At 70.1% G+C, this 18,006-nt stretch carries 17 protein-coding genes and 1 pseudogene; 9 read left to right on the top strand and 9 right to left on the bottom strand.

The genetic code is table 11. The features are described 5' to 3' along the window. Positions 1-383 precede the first annotated feature (383 nt). The gene (locus NGB36_RS11405; protein ID WP_255920077.1) at positions 384-713 is read left to right on the top strand and encodes a WhiB family transcriptional regulator; all 330 of its coding nucleotides are present in this window, start codon (positions 384-386) and stop codon (positions 711-713) included. On the opposite strand, the gene bagB is transcribed toward NGB36_RS11405, so the two are convergent. Both bagB and bagA read right to left on the bottom strand, forming a co-directional pair. Continuing rightward, positions 695-2,008 carry an ATPase BagB gene (gene bagB, locus NGB36_RS11400; protein WP_255920076.1) on the bottom strand — a complete coding sequence of 438 codons (1,314 nt, stop codon included), beginning with the start codon at positions 2,006-2,008 and terminating at the stop codon, positions 695-697. The genes NGB36_RS11405 and bagB overlap by 19 nt on opposite strands. A 64-nt stretch (positions 2,009-2,072) precedes the next feature. Beyond that, positions 2,073-3,116, bottom strand: a complete 1,044-nt coding sequence (gene bagA, locus NGB36_RS11395; protein WP_372509412.1) for an ATPase BagA — start codon at positions 3,114-3,116, stop codon at positions 2,073-2,075. Positions 3,117-3,267: 151 nt separating this feature from the next. Here bagA and sp36 point away from each other — a divergent pair, with 151 nt between their 5' ends. The 4 genes from sp36 to NGB36_RS11375 all read left to right on the top strand — a co-directional run bounded on the left by sp36 (position 3,268) and on the right by NGB36_RS11375 (position 5,736). Further along, entirely contained in the window at positions 3,268-3,426 is a 159-nt protein-coding gene (sp36, locus tag NGB36_RS11390; protein ID WP_009189813.1) for a Sp36 family protein, read from the top strand. Next, a complete protein-coding gene (locus NGB36_RS11385; RefSeq protein WP_255920075.1) occupies positions 3,423-3,896 on the top strand; it encodes a RidA family protein in 474 nt (157 codons plus the stop codon). Before sp36 ends, NGB36_RS11385 begins: the two co-directional genes overlap by 4 nt. A 137-nt stretch (positions 3,897-4,033) precedes the next feature. Continuing rightward, complete coding sequence (locus NGB36_RS11380; RefSeq protein WP_255920074.1) at positions 4,034-4,912, top strand: NUDIX hydrolase; 879 nt, start codon at positions 4,034-4,036, stop codon at positions 4,910-4,912. Then, a complete protein-coding gene (locus tag NGB36_RS11375; RefSeq protein ID WP_255920073.1) occupies positions 4,912-5,736 on the top strand; it encodes an MBL fold metallo-hydrolase in 825 nt (274 codons plus the stop codon). Before NGB36_RS11380 ends, NGB36_RS11375 begins: the two co-directional genes overlap by 1 nt. A gap of 61 nt (positions 5,737-5,797) precedes the next feature. Here the strand turns inward: NGB36_RS11375 and NGB36_RS11370 are convergent, their stop codons facing one another. After that, the gene (locus NGB36_RS11370; protein WP_255920072.1) at positions 5,798-6,472 is read right to left on the bottom strand and encodes a Crp/Fnr family transcriptional regulator; all 675 of its coding nucleotides are present in this window, start codon (positions 6,470-6,472) and stop codon (positions 5,798-5,800) included. Between the two features lie 255 nt (positions 6,473-6,727). On the opposite strand from NGB36_RS11370, the gene nth reads away from it, so the two are divergent. From nth to NGB36_RS11355, 3 genes are read left to right on the top strand one after another with little or no spacing between them, the layout of a single operon-like run. After that, entirely contained in the window at positions 6,728-7,606 is an 879-nt protein-coding gene (gene nth, locus NGB36_RS11365) for an endonuclease III (RefSeq protein WP_255920071.1), read from the top strand. Further along, positions 7,603-8,274 carry an NUDIX hydrolase gene (locus NGB36_RS11360; protein ID WP_255920070.1) on the top strand — a complete coding sequence of 224 codons (672 nt, stop codon included), beginning with the start codon at positions 7,603-7,605 and terminating at the stop codon, positions 8,272-8,274. Before nth ends, NGB36_RS11360 begins: the two co-directional genes overlap by 4 nt. 12 nt (positions 8,275-8,286) lie before the next feature. Next, positions 8,287-9,486, top strand: coding sequence for a MarP family serine protease (locus NGB36_RS11355; RefSeq protein ID WP_255920069.1), 1,200 nt, complete (start codon positions 8,287-8,289; stop codon positions 9,484-9,486). Positions 9,487-9,865: 379 nt separating this feature from the next. On the opposite strand, the gene NGB36_RS11345 is transcribed toward NGB36_RS11355, so the two are convergent. The 6 genes and pseudogenes from NGB36_RS11345 to NGB36_RS11320 all read right to left on the bottom strand — a co-directional run bounded on the left by NGB36_RS11345 (position 9,866) and on the right by NGB36_RS11320 (position 16,982). Beyond that, entirely contained in the window at positions 9,866-10,804 is a 939-nt protein-coding gene (locus tag NGB36_RS11345) for an alpha/beta fold hydrolase (RefSeq protein WP_255920067.1), read from the bottom strand. A 13-nt stretch (positions 10,805-10,817) separates the two neighbouring features. After that, complete coding sequence (locus NGB36_RS11340) at positions 10,818-11,261, bottom strand: phage holin family protein (protein WP_255920066.1); 444 nt, start codon at positions 11,259-11,261, stop codon at positions 10,818-10,820. A 73-nt stretch (positions 11,262-11,334) separates the two neighbouring features. Further along, entirely contained in the window at positions 11,335-12,711 is a 1,377-nt protein-coding gene (gene nhaA / locus NGB36_RS11335) for a Na+/H+ antiporter NhaA (protein WP_255920102.1), read from the bottom strand. Positions 12,712-12,985: 274 nt separating this feature from the next. After that, positions 12,986-14,950, bottom strand: a complete 1,965-nt coding sequence (acs, locus tag NGB36_RS11330; protein WP_255920065.1) for an acetate--CoA ligase — start codon at positions 14,948-14,950, stop codon at positions 12,986-12,988. A gap of 114 nt (positions 14,951-15,064) precedes the next feature. Then, positions 15,065-15,715 (bottom strand): annotated as a pseudogene (locus NGB36_RS11325) (carbonic anhydrase); the annotation flags it as partial. Positions 15,716-15,998: 283 nt separating this feature from the next. Continuing rightward, positions 15,999-16,982 (bottom strand): ATP-binding protein, encoded by a 984-nt coding sequence (locus tag NGB36_RS11320; RefSeq protein ID WP_255920064.1) that lies wholly within the window; start codon positions 16,980-16,982, stop codon positions 15,999-16,001. A gap of 111 nt (positions 16,983-17,093) precedes the next feature. Here NGB36_RS11320 and NGB36_RS11315 point away from each other — a divergent pair, with 111 nt between their 5' ends. Further along, positions 17,094-17,915 carry a Fic family protein gene (locus NGB36_RS11315; protein ID WP_255920063.1) on the top strand — a complete coding sequence of 274 codons (822 nt, stop codon included), beginning with the start codon at positions 17,094-17,096 and terminating at the stop codon, positions 17,913-17,915. Positions 17,916-18,006: the final 91 nt, after the last annotated feature.

The following is an 18,006-nucleotide window of genomic DNA, read 5'->3' as shown; positions in this document are numbered from 1 at the left end:
AGGAGCAGCCTACGTTGCGATTCTGAGGACGTGCGCCCACCTGTTCGCCTACCCTGTGAGAGGCGGGCGCGTCTACGAGTCGCGCATCTGTCTCTCGTGCTCACTCTTGTGGGTGATGAGAGGTGTCCGGATTCCCGTCATATGCCATGTGTATGGGGTCACTCTCCGAGCGAAGTGCCCTTTATGTCCAAAGAGTCGGACTTGCGTCGGGCTCACTCCGTTGGGTGATCTGCCGCGTACGCATAGTCCTTTCGGGCCATTCAAGATTGGGCCTGAAAGGGCTGTTGTGCCGTGCCCTGCTTCCGTAACGTCCTCAACTGGCGGCGGTGAATATGCCGCTGCCGCCGTGGGGGAGCCCCGATTCGGGAGAGGACGGCGCCAGCATGAGCTGGGTTACCGACTGGAGTGCGCAGGCAGCGTGCAGCACCACTGATCCGGACGAGCTCTTCGTCCAGGGGGCGGCACAGAACAGGGCCAAGGCGGTATGCACCGGATGTCCGGTGCGTACGGAATGCCTGGCGGATGCCCTCGACAACCGTGTCGAGTTCGGCGTCTGGGGAGGAATGACCGAGCGCGAACGCAGGGCTCTGCTGCGCCGCCGCCCCACGGTCACCTCCTGGCGCAGACTTCTGGAGACCGCACGCCACGAGTACGAGCGCAGCGTGGGCCTCCTGCCCAGCGACGCGGACGCGGACTACGCAGCGGTCGGCTGACCCTCCGCCAGCCGTTCTCCGACCACGCGCAGACCGTCCAGGTCGTGCACGTCACCGGGCAGCGCCGCGACCTCGGCCACGGGCACCTCGGGATGGACCGAGGCGAAACGGTCACGTGTACGGCGTTCGCGTGCGACGACCTGCATTCGTTCGGCGTGCAGTCGCAGGAGACCGACGGCGAGCGACTCCGCGGGGGGCTCACTGTCAGGCTTCCCGCTGTCGCGATCCACAATGCTGCGATGCGGAAGATTTTCTGAGTCATCAATCACCTGAATGGGGACGGGGGTTGGCGACTCACCGTCGTCTTTGCCCTCCACCGGGGGATCGGCGGCCTCGGCACCCCCGTTGGCCTCCGCGAGCTCCTCGAGCGCCTCGGCCGCCGCGAGAGCGCGTTCCGCCGTGAGCCCCGCCGCTCCGCTGCCGTGCACGCGGTTGAGCACCAGACCCGCCAGCGGCATGTCCTCCGCGGCGAGGCGCTCCACGAAGTACGACGCCTCGCGCAACGCGTCCCGCTCCGGAGCAGCGACGACGAGGAACGCCGTGCCGGGAGCCTGCAACAGCCGGTACGTCGCGTCCGCGCGGGTACGGAAACCGCCGAACATCGTGTCCATCGCGGCCACGAACGTCTGCACGTCCTGCAGCAGATGGGCCCCGACCACCTTGCTCAACGCACCGGTCATCATCGACATGCCGACATTGAGGAACATCATCCCGGCCCGGCCGCCCGCCTTCGCCGGCGCCATCAGCATCTTGATGAACTTCCCGTCCAGGAACGACCCGAGACGTTTCGGCGCGTCCAGGAAGTCCAGCGCCGAACGGCTCGGCGGGGTGTCCACAATGATCAGGTCCCACTCGTCGCGCGCCCGCAACTGGCCCAGCTTCTCCATGGCCATGTACTCCTGCGTGCCCGCAAAACCGGCCGAGAGCGACTGGTAGAAGGGGTTGTCCAGGATCGCCTGTGCGCGCGCCGGATCGGCGTGCTGCTCGACGATCTCGTCGAACGTCCGCTTCATGTCGAGCATCATCGCGTGCAGCCCGCCGCCCGCGGACTCGTCGATCCCGGCCACCTTCCGCGGGGTGTTGTCGAGGTGGGTGAGTCCCATCGACTGGGCCAGCCGCCGCGCCGGATCGATCGTCAGCACGACCGTCCTGCGGCCGCGCTCGGCCGCCCGCACGCCGAGCGCCGCAGCCGTCGTCGTCTTGCCCACCCCGCCGGAGCCGCAGCACACGATGATCCGTGTTTTCGGATCGTCCAGCAGCGGATCGACTTCGAGCACCGGCGCTTCCCAGCTCATCGCTCGTTCCCCTTCGCCCCGCCGCGCAAGCGGCTGATGTAACTGCCGCCCGCCGCTCGCGCGCTCATCGGGCCTCCTCACGCGCGAATCCCTGCTTGCGAAGGCTCTCCGCCAGCCGGTAGAGCCCGCCCACGTCGACGCCGTCGCCGAGCAGTTCGAGCTCGTACGTGGGCAGGCCGAGGGCGGCGATCTCGGCACGCTCCTGGCGTTCGAGCACCACGCGCTCCGCGTGCTCGCGCGCCTGCTCCAGCAGCGGGTCCACCAGCCGTTCGGCGTGCCCGCCGCGGCGTGCACCGCCGAGGCCGGCCTGCGACAGCGCCCTGGCGATGGCGGCACGGCGGTTGCCGTCGCCCGCGGACGCCACCGCCACGTCGTCGAGCACCACGGGACGCAGCATGTTGATCACCGCAGCGCCCACCGGCAGCCCGGCGGCGCGCAGTTCGGCGACGCCGTCGACCGTCTCCTGGACCGGCATCTCCTCCAGCAGCGTCACCAGGTGGACGGCGGTCTCCGACGACTTCAGGACACGCATCACCGCCTGCGCCTGGTTGTATATCGGCCCGAACCGGGCCAGCCCCGCGACCTCGTCGTTCACGTTGAGGAAGCGGGTGATGCGACCGGTTGGAGGCGCGTCCATCACCACCGCGTCGTAGCTGCGCCACCCCGCCTTGTCCTTGCGGCGGACGGCTTCGCAGGCCTTGCCGGTGAGCAGGACGTCGCGCAGGCCGGGCGCGATGGTCGTGGCGAAGTCGATCGCACCGATCTTCTTCAGCGCGCGGCCGGCGCGACCGAGCTTGTAGAACATGTCGAGGTAGTCGAGGAGCGCCAGTTCGGGGTCGATGGCCAGCGCATACACCTCGCCCCCGCCGGGCGCGACGGCGATCTTGCGCTCCTCGTACGGCAGCGGCTCGGCCTCGAAGAGCTGGGCGATGCCCTGGCGCCCCTCGACCTCGACGAGCAGCGTGCGCCTGCCCTCACCCGCGAGGGCGAGCGCGAGGGAGGCGGCGACCGTGGTCTTCCCGGTGCCGCCCTTGCCCGTCACGATGTGGAACCGGGCGGGCGGGCCGGGCGTGGCAGGCTCCTGGACGGCTCGTTGTTGGGCGCTCACATTTGCGAGCCTAACCAGTCCGGACCCGTACCACGCACGGGCCCGTCCGTGCGAGGCCCGCCGGGGCAGTCCGCCGGTGCGGCCCCGTCGACGGAGTCGGCCCGATGTCCCCGCCGACGGAGTCGGCTGATCTGGCACTACAGTCGCACCCATGACGAAGTGGGAATACGCGACGGTGCCGCTGCTCGTGCACGCGACGAAGCAGATTCTGGACACGTGGGGCGAGGACGGCTGGGAGCTCGTCCAGGTCGTCCCGGGCCCCAACCCCGAGCAGCTGGTGGCCTACCTCAAGCGGGAGAAGCAGGCATGAGCGGCGAGAGCGCCATCGAGCAGAAGATCGCCTCGCTGGGGCTGAAGCTTCCCGAGGTCGTGCCGCCGCTCGCGGCCTACCAGCCTGCCGTCGTCTCCGGTGCGTACGTCTACACCGCCGGTCAGCTGCCCATGGTCGACGGCAAGCTGCCGCTCACCGGCAAGGTCGGCGCCGAGGTGACCCCGGAGGAGGCGAAGTCGCTCGCCGCGACGTGCGCGCTCAACGCACTCGCCGCCGTGAAGTCGGCCATCGGCGATCTGGACCGCGTCAAGCGGGTGGTCAAGGTGGTGGGCTTCGTCGCCTCCGCGCCTGACTTCACCGGGCAGCCTGCCGTGCTCAACGGGGCGAGCGAGCTGCTCGGCGAGGTGCTCGGGGAGGCCGGGGTGCACGCCCGCAGCGCGGTGGGTGTCGCCGTCCTGCCGCTCGACGCGCCGGTCGAGGTGGAGCTCCAGGTCGAGATCGAGCCGTAGCAGGGCCGGGCCCCGGTCGTGCTCCCGGGGCCCTGGCGTGTCCCCGCACCGTCCTGTGCCGGCCTTTCCCCGACCCGTCCCGGTCCCGTAGACCGTTCTGGGTCGAACAACCGCGCGCGAACACATACCATCCCGGCATGACCACGACGGGTTGGTTCCCGCACAGCTGGCCCGACCGCATCCGTGCGCTCGTCGACGGCCGGCTCACTCCTGTGACGCCCCGGCGCGCCGCCACCGTGCTGCTGCTGCGGGACGGGTCGGCCGGGCCCGAGGTCCACATGCTGCGCAGGCGCGCCTCCATGGCGTTCGGCGCCGGCGCGTACGCCTATCCGGGCGGCGGCGTCGACCAGCGTGACGAGGGCGCGGTCGGCTGGGCCGGGCCGACCCCGGGGGAGTGGGCGCAGGCGCTCGGCGTCGCCACGCCCGCCGAGGCGCAGGCCGCCGTCTGCGCGGCGGTGCGGGAGACCTTCGAGGAGTCCGGGGTGCTCCTCGCCGGCCCCGATGCGGGCTCGGTGGTCGCGGACACCACGGGCGAGGAGTGGGAGGTGGACCGGCGGGCGCTGGTCGCCCGGGAGCTGTCGTTCGCCGAGTTCCTCGCACGGCGCGCGCTCGTGCTCCGCTCCGACCTGCTGGGGCCGTGGGCCCGTTGGATCACCCCCGAGTTCGAGGAGCGGCGCTACGACACCTGGTTCTTCCTGGCCGCGCTCCCCGAGGGTCAGCGCACCCGCGACGTGTCGGGCGAGGCCGACCGGACCGTGTGGCTGGGCGCGGCCGAGGCGGTCGAGGCGTACGACCGGGGTGAGTTGCGGATGATGCCGCCGACGATCGCGACGCTGCGCGCCCTCGTCCCGTACGCCAGGGTCGCGGACACGCTGGCGGCGAGCGCTGCCCGCGATCTGACGCCCGTGCTGGCACGCGCAGCCGTCACCGACGGCGAGATCGTGGTGAGCTGGCCGGGACACGAGGAATTCACCAAGCGCATCCCCACTGCGCCGGCGCCCCGAGGAGCCGAGTAATGACGGCCGCCATCATGCCCGGTGCCCCCAGGCCCATGGTCGGAGGGCCCGCGACGTCGCGCGCGGTCTGCGTCCTGGCGCCGAACCCGTCGCCGATGACCCTGGACGGGACGAACACGTGGATCGTCTCGGAGCCCGGATCGGAGCTGGCCGTCGTCATCGATCCCGGCCCGCTCGACGAGACGCACCTGCGTAACGTCGTCTCGACGGCCGAGGCTTCGGGCAAGCGCATCGCGCTCACCCTGCTCACACACGGCCACCCCGATCACGCGGAGGGCGCCGAACGGTTCGCGGAGCTGACGAAGAGCACCGTGCGGGCGCTGGACCCGGCGCTGCGGCTGGGGGACGAGGGCCTGTCGGCCGGTGACGTCGTCACGACGGGAGGCCTGGAACTGCGCGTCGTCGCCACTCCGGGGCACACGGCCGATTCGCTCTCGTTCCACCTGCCGGCGGATTCGGCGGTGCTTACCGGCGACACCGTGCTCGGCCGCGGTACGACCGTGGTGGCGCATCCGGATGGTCGCCTCGGCGACTACCTCGACTCCCTGCGCCGGCTGCAGGCGCTGACGGCGAAGGGCGCGATCGACACGATCCTGCCGGGCCACGGTCCCGTTCTGGCCGACGCGCGCGGAGCGGTCGAGTACTACCTCGCCCACCGTGCGCACCGCCTCGCCCAGGTCGAGACGGCGGTCGAGCTGGGGTACACCACACCGCCCGCGGTGGTCGCCCACGTCTACGCGGACGTCGACCGCGCGCTGTGGCCTGCGGCTGAGCTCTCGGTCCGCGCGCAACTGGACTACTTGCGCGAGCACGGACTGATCTGACGCAGCGTCAGATCAGGTGACGGATCAGGGCGAGAGGCCGGATCACGGCGGGCACCGCCCGTCAGCGCGACCGCTTGGCCAGCCGCTCCACATCCAGCAGGATCACGGCCCGCGCCTCCAGGCGCAGCCAGCCGCGGCCGGCGAAGTCCGCGAGCGCCTTGTTGACCGTCTCGCGCGAGGCGCCCACCAGCTGGGCCAGCTCCTCCTGCGTCAGATCGTGGACGACGTGAATGCCCTCGTCGGACTGGACGCCGAAGCGGCGCGACAGGTCGAGCAGCGCCTTGGCGACGCGGCCGGGGACGTCGGAGAAGACCAGGTCCGACATGTTGTCGTTGGTGCGCCGCAGCCGCCGCGCGACGGCGCGCAGCAGCGCGATGGCGACCTCGGGCCGCGCGTTGATCCACGGCTGCAGGTCGCCGTGGCCCAGGCCGAGCAGCTTGACCTCGGTGAGCGCGGTCGCCGTGGCGGTGCGCGGGCCCGGGTCGAAGAGGGAGAGCTCGCCGATCATCTCGGCGGGACCGAGCACCGCGAGCATGTTCTCGCGGCCGTCCTGCGAGGTGCGGTGCAGCTTCACCTTGCCTTCGGTGACCACGTAGAGCCGGTCACCCGGGTCGCCCTCGTGGAAGAGCGAGTCCCCACGCGCAAGCGTGACCTCCGTCATGGAGGCACGCAGGTCAGCGGCCTGCTCGTCGTCGAGCGCCGCGAAAAGCGGTGCGCGCCGCAGAACGTCGTCCACGAGGTCTCTCCTTGTTGACTTCACCGACCGGATCCAGTCCCCATCATGCCGGACGGCAAAACAGTGCGATCAATCACAAGTGTGTCCTATAGCCGCGCGACGCTGCCCCGCGGGGTCGGGGTACGTGGTGGACGCGCGGTGATTTTGGTGGTCAGCGCGGTACCACCGCCATATGTCAGTGGTGAGCCTTAGGCTGGCCGGGTGTCTGATACGCCAAGTGCGAGTGACAAGCGGCAGGGTACGCGACCCGTTCGGGTGAAACGTACTCCGGATTCCGCTACGAGCGAACAAGCCCTCCGCAAGGCCAAGGCTCCGGCCGAGGGCAAGCCGGCCAAGCGCCCCGCGAAGCCCGAGTCGCGGGTCGCCCTCGTCCGGCGCGCCCGGCGGATCAACCGGGAGCTGGCCGAGGTGTATCCGTACGCCCACCCCGAGCTCGACTTCGACAACGCCTTCCAGCTGCTCGTCGCCACGGTGCTCTCGGCCCAGACCACGGATCTGCGCGTCAACCAGACGACGCCGGCGCTCTTCGCCCGCTACCCCACCCCTGACGAGATGGCCGCCGCCGACCCCGAGGAGCTGGAACAGCTGATCCGGCCGACCGGGTTCTTCCGCGCCAAGGCGAAGTCGCTGCTGGGTCTGTCGGCGGCCATCCGCGACCGCTTCGGCGGCGAGGTGCCCGCCCGCCTGGAGGACCTGGTGACGCTGCCGGGCGTCGGCCGCAAGACGGCGAACGTCGTGCTCGGCAACGCCTTCGGGGTGCCAGGGATCACGGTCGACACGCACTTCGGGCGCCTCGCCCGCCGCTTCGGATGGACGACGTCCGAGGATCCCGAGACGATCGAGCGGGACGTCGGCGCTCTCTTCCCCAAGAGCGAGTGGACCATGCTCTCGCACCGCCTGATCTTCCACGGCCGCCGCGTCTGCCACTCCCGCAAGCCCGCGTGCGGCGCGTGTGCGATCGCGCCGCTGTGCCCCTCGTACGGGGAGGGCGAGACGGACCCGGACAAGGCCGCGAAGCTGCTCAAGTACGAGATGGGCGGCGGCGACGGCCAGCGGCTCAAGCCCCCGGCCGCCTACGTGGACTACCTGAAGACGCTCCCCGGCCAGCCCAAGCCCCCGCGGGAGGCCGGATGACGACCGCGCCCGCGGTGTCGGTCCGCGGGCTGCCGCAGTGGCTCACACCGGTCGTCGAGGCGGTCCGGGCCGTACGGCCTGAGCAGCTGAGCCGGTTTCTGCCGCCGGAGGGGGGCGGACGGCCGTCTGCGGTGCTGATCCTCTTCGGGGAGGGTGAGCGCGGCCCCGAGCTGCTGCTGCTGGAGCGCGCCCGGTCCTTGCGCTCGCACGCCGGGCAGCCGTCGTTCCCCGGCGGCGCGCTCGATCCGGAGGACGGCGATCCGGACGGCGTCGGCGCGCTGCGGGCGGCGCTGCGCGAGGCGCAGGAGGAGACGGGGCTCGATCCGTCCGGTGTGCAGCTCTTCGGCGTCCTGCCCAAGCTGTTCATCCCGGTGAGTGGTTTCGTCGTGACGCCGGTGCTCGGATGGTGGCGCGAGCCGAGCGCCGTCGGGGCCGTCGACGAGGCCGAGACCGCACGGGTGTTCACCGTTCCGGTGGCCGATCTTGCTCACCCGGATAACCGTACGACTGTCACACATCCGAGCGGCTTCCGCGGGCCGGCGTTTCTTGTGGAGGATGCCCTGGTTTGGGGTTTCACGGCCGGTTTGATCGACCGGATCCTGCATTTTTCGGGGTGGGAAGAGAAATGGGACCGGAGTAAGGAAGTCCCGCTCAGCGCCTATGCGTGAGACGGTATCCCGGTGAACGCGCTGGACATCCTGCTGCTGCTCGCGGCCGTGTGGTTCGCGATCGTCGGCTACCGACAGGGATTCGTCGTCGGGATCCTGTCGGTGCTGGGCTTTCTGGGAGGCGGACTCGTCGCCGTCGCCGTCCTGCCCGTCGTATGGGACCAGGTGACGGGCAATGCCCAGCCGGGCACCTTCGGGGCGCTCGCCGCGGTCGTCGTCGTGATCGTGTGCGCCTCTGTCGGGCAGGCGTTCACCACCCACCTGGGCAGCAGGCTGCGCACCCGCATCACCTGGTCACCGGCGCGGGCTATCGACGCCACGGGCGGCGCGCTCGTCAACGTCCTGGCGATGCTGCTGGTCGCCTGGCTGATCGGCTCCGCACTTGCGGGGACAGCACTGCCGACGATCGGGCGGGAGGTGCGCTCGTCCAAGGTGCTCACCGGCGTCTCCCGGATGATCCCGCAACGCGCGGACATCTGGTTCGCCGATTTCAGCTCGGTGCTGGCGCAGAACGGGTTCCCGCAGGTCTTCACGCCGTTCTCCAACGAGCCGATCACCTCGGTGCCGCCGCCCGACCCCAGGCTCGCCAAGAGCGCCATGGCGACTCGCGCCGAGAAGAGCATCGTCAAGGTGGTCGGGACGGCGCCGAGCTGCTCCAAGGTGCTCGAAGGCAGCGGCTTCGTCTTCGCCAAGCACCGTGTGATGACCAATGCGCACGTGGTCGGCGGGGTGACCAATCCGACCGTCCAGATCGGCGGCGAGGGCAAGCTCTACAGCGCCACGGTGGTGCTCTACGACTGGCAGCGCGACATCGCCGTGCTGGACGTGCCGTCGCTGGATGCGCCCTCCCTGCAGTTCACCGACGCCGTCGCCTACACCGGCGACGGAGCGATCGTGGCCGGCTTCCCCGAGAACGGCGGCTACGACGTGCGGGCGGCACGCGTACGGGCGCGCATCCAGGCCCACGGGCCGGACATCTACCGGCGCTCGGATGTCAGCCGTGACGTCTATTCGCTCTTCACGATGATCCGTCAGGGCAACTCCGGCGGCCCGCTGCTCACCCCGGACGGCAAGGTGTACGGGGTGGTCTTTGCCAAGTCCCTCGACGACGACTCGACCGGGTACGCGCTCACCTCGAACGAGGTGCGTTCCGACATCACGGCGGGTCGCACGGCTTCGCATCAGGCAAGCACCCAGCAGTGCGCGCTGTGAGCGATACGGGGTCCGATGCGCTGCCGGGGCGTCGGCTGGGCGGGTGTCAGCTGCGCGCCGAGTGACGCAGCCTTGCGCTCACCCAGCGGGCGCGACGCCCCAGGATGCGTGGGATAGCGAGCAGTTGTCCCCGTTCGGGAAGCTCGTCCGACAACACGGCCGAATGCGACGGTTGGCCCGAGGCGGCGGTGCTGTGGTGGTTGCGTGATACGTCACGGTAGTCGTGCGTCCAGCCCATACCGAGCTACGTGCCCGGCGCTCGTGGTCGATAACCGCGCTCCGGTCGCTCAATTGGCTTATGCGCCCGGCATTTGGCGGATCGTCTGACAGTCATACCGGTCTGCGGTCCGGTGCTGACACGGCGTGCGCCGCGGCGCGGTCACCTGTCGGGCTCGGGGTCCTTGAGCCAGTTGACCAGCTCCGTCGAGAACGCCACCGGGTCCTCTTCGTGCGGGAAGTGGCCGAGCCCGTCGAAGAGCCGCCAGCGGTACGGGGCTTCGACGTACTCCCCGGAACCGGCCGCACTACGGGTACGCATCACTGGATCGAGTGAACCGTGCAGGTGCAGCGTCGGCACCCGCACCGGGCGCTTCATGCGGCGGTAGAACTGCACTCCGTCCGGCCGTGCCATCGACCGCACCAGCCACCGGTACGGCTCGATGGAGCAGTGGGCCGTCGACGGGATCTGCATCGCCCTGCGGTAGATCCCGACGGCTTCGTCGTCCGGCAGTCGCGGCCCCGACCACTGCCGCACCAGCCGCCCGACCAGCGCCGCGTCGTCCGCGACCAGCTGCCGCTCGGGCAGCCAGGGCCGCTGGAACCCCCAGATGTATGAGCTGTCGGCGGTCTGCCGGACGTCCGCCACCATCGCGGACCGCCACCGCCTGGGGTGCGGCATCGAGCAGACGGCGAGCCGGCGGATCAGCTTGGGCCGCATCACGGCGGCGGTCCACGCCAGATAGCCGCCCAGATCGTGGCCGACGAGCGCCGCGTCGGGCTCACCGAGCGAGCGGATCACGCCGGTCACGTCGAGGGCGAGGTTGCCCGGGTCGTAGCCGCGGGGCGTACGGTCGCTGCCGCCCACGCCGCGTAGATCCATCGCCACCGCGCGGAACCCGGCCTCCGCCAGCGCGGGCAGCTGGTGCCGCCAGGCCCACCAGAACTGGGGGAAGCCGTGCAGCAGCAGCACCAGCGGGCCGTCGCCCATCTCGGCGATGTGGAAGCGGGCGCCGTTCGCGGCGACGTCCCGGTGCGTCCAGGGCCCTTCGATGCGTACACCCGACAAGCCCCATGGGCCGGATGAGTCAGCGACCGTCATGTCCAAAAGCGTGTCACATCCGGCGTGCGACCGGGTGGCCGTCGGCGAGAGCCCTCGGATGCGGTTTGACGCCCTGCAGCGCCGTGGCCGTCTCCTTCGCCGAGGCGATCGTCCGCTCCGGCGGCTTGATCTTCTTCAGCTTCGCCTTGGCGAAGAGCCCGAGGAGGCCGGCGATCACCAGGTAGGCGGCGCCGACGATCAGGAACGACCAGGCGAGACCGAGACCGAGGTTGTGGATGCCGTATGCCGCGGCGAAGCTCAGCACAGGCAGGGCGAAGAGCGCGAGGACACCGGCCGCGGCGATCGCTCCGCCGCCGATCCCGGCGCGCTTTGCGTCCTGCCGGAGTTCGGCCTTGGCGAGCGCGATCTCGTCGTGCACGAGTGCGGACAGCTCCGCGGTCGCGGTGGAGACCAGTTGGCCGAGGCTCCGCGCGTCGGCTCCGTCGGCTGCGCTCATCGCGTCCTCCGTCGTCTTGGGTCGTCTCAGGTGTTGAGGATGGTGCCGTTGGGGTAACGGTGCTATGCCCCGATCATGCCGGATCATCGTCGTCGTTCGTACCGCTGCGGGCCAGTTGTGCGAGCCTGCGGTGTTCGGCGGCCTTCGCCTCGAGGATCGCGGCCATCCTCACGTGGTACTCCGGATCGTCCTGCAGATACATGTCGGGGATGCCGTCGAGGTCCTCGTCGCGCTCCTCGTCGTCGCACAGTGCGCGGTACTTGGCGTTGCGGATCTTCAGCACGATGCCCGCGGCCACCGCCGAGATCAGCGAGCCGACCATCACGGCCGCCTTGGTGTTGTCGGCGATCACCGGGTTGGCGGGGAAGGCGAGTTCGCCGATGAGCAGGGAGACGGTGAAGCCGATGCCGGCCAGGCACGCGACGGCGAACACATCCGCCCACGCCAGTTCCGGATTGAGCTCGGCCCTGGTGAAGCGGGCGGCCAGCCACGATCCGCCGAAGACACCGACGACCTTGCCCACGAAGAGGCCGAGCACCACGCCGAGCGTCTCCGGGCTGGTGAACACCCCGCGCATCGCCGCGCCGGTGAGCGGGACTCCGGCGGCGAAGAGTGCGAAGAGCGGGACGGCGAGCCCGGCCGATACCGGGCGGACCAGGTGCTCGATGTGCTCGGCCTGGGACTCCTTTCCTTCCTCGGCTTCCTCCCCGCTGTGAGCGTCCTTGGTGCAGCGCAGCATCAGACCCATGGCGACGCCTGCGATGGTGGCGTGCACATGGCTGGCGTGCATGAACCCCCAGATGACGAGGGCGAGCGGCACGTAGATGTACCAGCCGCGCACCCGCTTGCGGATCAGCAGCCAGAAGACGAACAAGCCCACGAAGGCGAGGCCGAGCATGGGCAGGTCGACCGTGGTCGTGTAGAAGATCGCGATGATCAGGATCGCGCCGAGGTCGTCGACGACCGCGAGCGTGAGCAGGAACGCGCGCAGCGCCGAGGGAAGCGAGGTGCCGATCACGGCGAGTACAGCGAGGGCGAAGGCGATGTCGGTGGCGGTGGGAACCGCCCAGCCGTGCAGGTCACCCTTGCCGGCCGTGTTGACGACGAAGTACACCAGCGCGGGGGTGAGCATGCCGCAGACGGCCGCGACGACGGGTAGCGCGGCGGCGGAGGGGGAGCGCAGCTCGCCCGCGACGAGTTCCCGCTTGAGCTCGATGCCGGCGACGAAGAAGAAGATGGCGAGCAGGCCGTCCTTGCCCCAGTTGGCGAGCGAGAGGCTCAGATGGAGTGACTCCGGCCCTATCCGGAAGTCGCGGACCGCATCGTAGGCCGGGCTGAGCGGCGTGTTGGACATGATCACCGCGAGCACGGCGGCCGCCAGGAGCAGCACGCCGCCGACGGTTTCGGTGCGCAGCGCGTCCGCGACGAAGTTCCGCTCCGGCAGGGACATGCGTCCGAGGAAGACGGAGCGGCGGCGGGGCGGCGCAGCGGACAACGAGGTGACCTCCGGTCGGGTTCGGCAGCTGGACTCGGCTGTGGCGGTTGCCGACCAGACGTCCCGGCACGACAGATTCTTTTCGCGTTCTTTACTTTTCGAACACTTTACCCGGCGGTTATGACGGGCTGAGACGGGCCAATCCGACGGTCGTCACATTACGTGCGCAAGGGGCGCCCGGCACGTTGTCGGGCGCCCCTTGCGGTAGCGGTAGGTGTCAGTCCTTGTGTCAGTCCTCGGCGGCCGCGGTGGGCAGCTTGGACTGGATGAGCTCCATCACCGAGGAGTCAGTGAGGGTGGTGACGTCACCCAGCGCACGGTTCTCGGCGACGTCGCGCAGCAGGCGCCGCATGATCTTGCCCGAGCGCGTCTTGGGCAGTTCCGCCACCGGCAGGATCCGCTTCGGCTTGGCGATCGGGCCGAGCTCCTTGGCGACGTGCGCGCGCAACTCCTCCACCAGGTGCTCGTCCTCGCTCGCCGAGCCGCGCAGGATGACGAAGGCACAGATCGCCTGCCCGGTGGTGGCGTCGGTGGCACCGACGACTGCAGCCTCGGCCACCTTGGGGTGCGAGACGAGCGCCGACTCGACCTCCGTGGTGGAGATGTTGTGGCCGGAGACGAGCATGACGTCGTCGACCCGGCCGAGCAGCCAGATGTCGCCGTCCTCGTCCTTCTTGGCGCCGTCGCCCGCGAAGTAGCGCCCCTCGAAGCGGGACCAGTAGGTGTCGTGGTAGCGCTGGTCGTCGCCCCAGATGGTGCGCAGCATCGACGGCCAGGGCTCGGTGAGCACCAGGTAGCCGCCGGAGCCGTTGGGAACCTCGTTGGCCTCGTCGTCGACGACGGTCGCGCAGATGCCGGGGAGCGGGGTCTGCGCGGAACCCGGCTTGGTCTCGGTGACGCCGGGCAGCGGGGTGATCATGATGGCGCCCGTCTCCGTCTGCCACCAGGTGTCGACGACGGGCGTGGTGTCCGCGCCGATGTTCTTGCGGTACCAGATCCATGCCTCGGGGTTGATCGGCTCGCCCACCGACCCGAGGATGCGCAGCGAGGACAGGTCGAACTTCGCCGGGATGTCGTCGCCCCACTTCATGCAGGTGCGGATCGCCGTGGGCGCGGTGTAGAGGATCGTCACGCGGTATTTCTGGACGATCTCCCACCAGCGCCCCTGGTGCGGGGTGTCGGGCGTGCCCTCGTAGAGCACCTCGGTGGCACCGTTGCTGAGCGGCCCGTAGACGATGTACGAGTGGCCGGTCACCCACCCGACGTCGGCGGTGCACCAGTAGACGTCCGTCTCCGGCTTGAGGTCGAAGACCGCATGGTGGGTGTAGCTCACCTGGGTGAGGTAGCCGCCGGTGGTGTGCAGGATGCCCTTGGGCTTACCCGTCGTGCCCGAGGTGTAGAGGATGTAGAGGGGGTGTTCGGCGTCGAAGGCCTCGGGCACATGACTGGCGGACTGCCTTTCGACGAGTTCGTGCCACCACACGTCGCGCTCGTCGTTCCAGGCGGTCTCCTGGCCGGTGCGGCGGACGACGAGGACGTTGCGCACCTTCTCCGTGCCGGGCCTGGTCAGCGACTCGTCGACGGCGGGCTTCAGCGCCGACGGCTTGCCGCGCCGGAAGCCGCCGTCCGCGGTGATGACGACGCGGGCGTCGGCGTCCTCGATGCGGGTGGCGAGCGCGTCGGCGGAGAAGCCGCCGAAGACCACCGAGTGCGGCGCGCCGATGCGGGCGCAGGCGAGCATCGAGATGACGGCCTCGGGGATCATGGGCAGGTAGATGGCGACCCTGTCGCCGGTCCTGACACCCAGTTCGATCAGCGCGTTGGCGGCCTTGCAGACCTCGCGCTGCAGCTCGGCGTAGGTGATGGTGCGCGTGTCGCCGGGCTCGCCCTCGAAGTGGATGGCGACGCGGTCGCCGTTGCCGGCCTCGACGTGCCGGTCGACGCAGTTGTACGCCATGTTCAGCCTGCCGTCCGCGAACCACTTGGCGAACGGCGGGTTGGACCAGTCCAGGGTCTCGATCGGCTCGGTCTCCCACGTCAGTCGTCGTGCCTGTGCCGCCCAGAAGCCCAGCCGGTCCGTCCCCGCCTGCTCGTACGCGTTCGCGGTGACGTTGGCCGCCGCGGCCAGCTCGGACGGCGGGGCGAATCGGCGATCCTCCTTGAGCAAGTTGGCCAGGCTCTCGTTGGTGCTCACGCCATCTCCCTATGATCAGCCGGGTCTTCCGAGGTCCGGGGATGTCCAATGTGTCCCAAGCCATAGCTCATCAGTCCGGGGGCGCGCTGACAAGGGCTACGGCGCACAATTGGTTTAGACCTGTGCGGTCGCCCCTGGGTGGACGGCGGCGAAGGTCCCGTGCTCACGGTCGAGCAGGTATGCCTGGGCCTCGGCGACGTGGAAGTACATGCCGTCCAGACGCAGCTCTCCGGCCGCGGCACGGCGCGCGACACAGGGGTGCGCGCCGAGGTGGTCCAGCTGCTGCACGATGTTGACGAGGCAGAGCAGCTCGGCCTTGTCGGCCTCCGGACGGTCGGCGAGCAGCGCGGATTCCTGGCGCGCGAGTCGCCGGAGGCTGGGGCGGCCGTGCCTGAGCCAGCGCGTCAACGGGGTCTGGGCGCAGGATCCGTGACCGGAGTTCAGCAGCGCCTGGACCGCTCCGCAGCCGGAGTGGCCGCAGATGGTGATCGAACCGACCTGGAGCACCTCGACCGCGTACTCGATGGCGGCGGCGACGGAGTCGCACGCCGACTCCGTGCCGGGCGGTGGCACCAGATTGCCGACATTGCGGACGGTGAACATCTCGCCGGGGCGGCTGGAGGTGATCATGCTGGTGACCAGCCGGGAGTCGGCGCAGGTGAGGAAGAGCTGGGTGGGACGCTGGCCTTCGCGGGCCAGCCGGGCCAGCTCCTCCCGCACCAGGGGCGCGGTGTCGCGCTGGAAGGCGCTGACGCCGCCGAGCAGGGGATGGCGGACGGGGGATTCGGGCATGAGCGTCTCCAGCAGGCCGGCGGTGACATGGGGCATGAGCGTCGCGGTCGCGGAGTGCGGTGGCTCCGTCACTCTCAAGATTCAGTAAATGGAGAGTAATGGGAGAGGCTGGAGTCGGGAAAGGCGGAATCGGGCGTTCGGTGCCGATTCACTCCGATCAGTGACAGGCGGAATGAACGCGGCGCCCGCCGGGCATCGAGGCGGGCGCCACAATCACTGGCTTGTTTCGCCGGCTGGTTCGCCGGGCCGGCGGCGGTCAGACGCCGATCGCGGCCGGCTCCTCGCCGAGCGTGAAGTCCGGGTCGATCTGCGCTGCGAGGTCGAGGCCCGTCCTGGCGTTTCCCCAACCCTCGGCGTTCTTCAGGTGGAAGTGCACCATTTGGCGGGTGTAGCGGCCCCAGTCACGCCGCTCGTAGGCGGTGTCCGCAGCCTGGTGGAGCGCCCGCAGCGCGTTCCGGTTGGACTCCTCCAGCAGGTCGAACCGCGGCGGGCGGCCCTTCTCCATCGCCCGCACCCACTCGGAGTGGCCGACGGTGACGAACAGGTCGTCGCCGATCTCGTCGCGCAGGAAGTCGATGTCGTCCGGCCCCTGCACCTTGTTGCCGACCACGCGCAGCGCGACGTCGAAGTCCCTTGCGTATTCCTTGTATTGACGGTAAACGGCGATGCCTTTGCGGGTGGGCTCGGCGACCAGGAACGTCATGTCGAAGCGGGTGAACATGCCCGAAGCGAACGAGTCGCTGCCCGCCGTCATGTCGACGACGACGTACTCGTCGCGGCCGTCCACGAGGTGGTTGAGGCAGAGCTCGACCGCGCCCACCTTCGAGTGGTAGCAGGCCACACCGAGGTCGGATTCGTTGAAGGGGCCGGTGACCATCAGCCGTACCGAGGCGTCCTCCAGCTGCACGGTGCGGGCGCACGCCGCGTAGACCGGGTTGTCCTCGGTGACGCGCAGCAGGCGCGAGCCGCGCCCGGGCGGTGTGGTCTTGATCATGGATTCGGCGGAGGTGATGCGGGGATTCGCGCCGCGCAGGTACTCCTTGATCGTCGGCAGATGCCCGCCCATGGCGGGGAGCGCGGCCGCCTCCGCCTCGTCGAGACCGAGTGCCGGGGCGAGGTGCTGGTTGATATCGGCGTCGACGGCGATGACGGGGATGCGGGCGGCGGCGAGATGGCGGATGAACAGCGAGGAGAGCGTGGTCTTGCCGCTGCCGCCCTTGCCAACGAATGCGATCTTCATGTTCACCAAAGGTAGTCGTACATATGCAGGTGGTGAGGGTCGAGGGTGAAGAAAACCACTCCAATGAGGGGCGGAGGTGCGCCGTGATGGGTGGTGCGTAGGGTCTTACTCATGGGTAAGAAGGAAGATCCGCTCGCCGTGCTGGGAACGCTGCCCGGGGTGCCCGAGTCGGTCGATTCCGTACGACAGGCCATGGACCGGGTCTACGGCCACCGCGTGATGCGGCGCCGTTCGAACGAGGTGGCCGCCGAGGCGGCGCTGCGCGGAGCGCGCGGATCGGCCGCGCTGGCCGGAGCGGACTGGCCGCTGGAGGAGGTGCGGCGGCGCAGCGACTTCGGCGTCGACGACGAGGCCCGTACCGTGGGCGCCGCGCTGCGGCTGACCGCAGAGGCCGGTCAACTCCTGAGCATCTGGCGGCACTCACCGGCGCAGGCGCTGGCGAGGCTCCATCTCGTCGCCGCGGGAGGCATCGCGGACGGTGACACGGTGGGCCGGCCCCGGCGTGACGGCGAGCCGGTCGAGGGGGAGCAGGTGGGGGTTGCCTTGCCGGACGCCTCGGAGGTCGCGGCGCGTCTGGAGGGCCTGGCCGATCTGGTGATCGCGGGCAGTGACGCGCCCGCCCTGGTCGTGGCGGCTGTGGTGCACGGCGAGTTGCTGGCGCTGCGGCCGTTCGGCTCGTACAACGGGCCGGTGGCGCGGGCGGCGCAGCGGATCGTGCTCGTCGGCAGCGGCCTGGACCCGAAGTCGATCTGTCCGGCGGAGGTCGGGCACGCGGAGCTCGGGCGGGCCGAGTACGTCAAGGCGCTCGGGGGCTACGCGTCGGGCACGCCGGAGGGGCTCGCGGCCTGGATCGCGCACTGCGCGGAGGCGGTCGGGCTCGGTGTGCGCGAGACCACGGCTGTCTGCGAGGCGTTGCAGCGCGGCGCGGCTTAGGGGCGTCGAGGCGACGAGACGTAGAGGCGACGAACGGCGCGTACAGGAAAGAGTTGCGGCAAAGGGTTGCGGCGGCACCCTGGAGTGCCGC

The organism is Streptomyces humicola, assembly GCF_024436035.1.
GTDB classification, from domain to species: Bacteria; Actinomycetota; Actinomycetes; order Streptomycetales; family Streptomycetaceae; genus Streptantibioticus_B; species Streptantibioticus_B humicola.
The sequence above is the reverse complement of the archived record's forward strand: the minus strand, read 5'-3'. Positions and strand labels throughout refer to the sequence as shown.

Bases quoted from the DNA above. Each gene is read 5' to 3' on its own strand.
- sp36 (WP_009189813.1), top strand. From the start codon at position 3,268: ATGACGAAGTGGGAATACGCGACGGTGCCGCTGCTCGTGCACGCGACG.
- NGB36_RS11380 (WP_255920074.1), top strand. From the start codon at position 4,034: ATGACCACGACGGGTTGGTTCCCGCACAGCTGGCCCGACCGCATCCGT.
- NGB36_RS11315 (WP_255920063.1), top strand. From the start codon at position 17,094: ATGGGTAAGAAGGAAGATCCGCTCGCCGTGCTGGGAACGCTGCCCGGG.
- NGB36_RS11405 (WP_255920077.1), top strand. From the start codon at position 384: ATGAGCTGGGTTACCGACTGGAGTGCGCAGGCAGCGTGCAGCACCACT.
- NGB36_RS11340 (WP_255920066.1), bottom strand. From the start codon at position 11,261: ATGAGCGCAGCCGACGGAGCCGACGCGCGGAGCCTCGGCCAACTGGTC.
- NGB36_RS11385 (WP_255920075.1), top strand. From the start codon at position 3,423: ATGAGCGGCGAGAGCGCCATCGAGCAGAAGATCGCCTCGCTGGGGCTG.
- bagB (WP_255920076.1), bottom strand. From the start codon at position 2,008: ATGAGCTGGGAAGCGCCGGTGCTCGAAGTCGATCCGCTGCTGGACGAT.
- NGB36_RS11345 (WP_255920067.1), bottom strand. From the start codon at position 10,804: ATGACGGTCGCTGACTCATCCGGCCCATGGGGCTTGTCGGGTGTACGC.
- NGB36_RS11375 (WP_255920073.1), top strand. From the start codon at position 4,912: ATGACGGCCGCCATCATGCCCGGTGCCCCCAGGCCCATGGTCGGAGGG.
- NGB36_RS11360 (WP_255920070.1), top strand. From the start codon at position 7,603: ATGACGACCGCGCCCGCGGTGTCGGTCCGCGGGCTGCCGCAGTGGCTC.
- NGB36_RS11320 (WP_255920064.1), bottom strand. From the start codon at position 16,982: ATGAAGATCGCATTCGTTGGCAAGGGCGGCAGCGGCAAGACCACGCTC.
- nhaA (WP_255920102.1), bottom strand. From the start codon at position 12,711: ATGTCCCTGCCGGAGCGGAACTTCGTCGCGGACGCGCTGCGCACCGAA.